Origin of the sequence: Streptomyces ossamyceticus (assembly GCF_001418475.1) — a bacterium.
In the GTDB taxonomy this organism is placed as follows: domain Bacteria; phylum Actinomycetota; class Actinomycetes; order Streptomycetales; family Streptomycetaceae; genus Streptomyces; species Streptomyces ossamyceticus.
Genome location: NZ_LIQX01000030.1, coordinates 33443 through 34377 on the forward strand (window position 1 = coordinate 33443; position 935 = coordinate 34377).

1 protein-coding gene is annotated in these 935 nt (G+C 73.0%); it reads right to left on the bottom strand.

The annotated features are described in order from the left end of the window. The coding region (locus tag AOK15_RS03025; RefSeq protein ID WP_063798935.1) for a YhjD/YihY/BrkB family envelope integrity protein at positions 1-784 on the bottom strand (784 nt) is incomplete at its 3' end. Between the last annotated feature and the right edge of the window lie 151 nt (positions 785-935).

Sequence of the window (935 nt, forward strand, 5' to 3'; positions counted from 1 at the left end):
CCGGGCCGAGGGCCAGGCCGGACACGGCGACCAGGAACACCCCGATCAGCCAGGACAGGAACGTGAAGACCGGTCCGAGCGGGCCGAACTCCTCCAGGCTGCGCTGCATGGCCGCCGGCATGAACAGGCGGGCCGCCCAGCTCAGCACCACCGTGCCCGTTCCCGCCAGCACGGCCCCGGGGAGCAGCTCCCGCCAGCCGATCCGGCCGCCGAGCAGCAGATGCTGGGACCACCACCACAGCAGCGGCGCCGCCAGCAAGGACAGCACCAGCCCCGTCACGGTGCCCAGGCCGAAGCCGCCGCGCAGCGGTGCCTGGAGCAGCAGGGCGCCCAGCCAGACCACGAGCCAGAGCAGCCAGCGCCACGCGGTCACCGCCCGAAGGGGTGCCCTGGGCAGGTGCCAGCACCGTTCGCACACCGCCTGGAGCGCCCGGCTGAAGGCGGTGGCGGAGACGAGGGTGATCAGCACTCCGAGGGCGCCCACGGTGTCGCGGGTGGTACCGGTCGCGGCGAACGCCTGACGCATCTCGTCGAGGGTGTCGCCGCGGATCCCCAGCACCGCGCGGAGCGAGTCGACCAGCAGGTCCTGGATTCCTCCGGGGGCGAAGGACGCCACGGTCATCAGCAGGGGGAGCGCCGTGATGAAGGCCTGGGCGGCCAGTCGTACGGAGCCCTCCACCACGTTGAGGGCCGACAGGTGGGGCAGGAGCCGGGCGGCGGGACCCGCGCGCAGCCCGGCGGCGACCCGTTCAGCCCTGCTTCTGCCCCACCTGTCGGCCCTCAACGTGGTGGAGGGCTCCGTACGACTGGCCGCCCAGGCCTTCATCACGGCGCTCCCCCTTCTGATGACCGTGGCGTCCTTCGCCCCCGGAGGAATCCAGGACCTGCTGGTCGACTCGTTCCGCGCGGTTCTGGGGATCCGCGGCGACACCCTC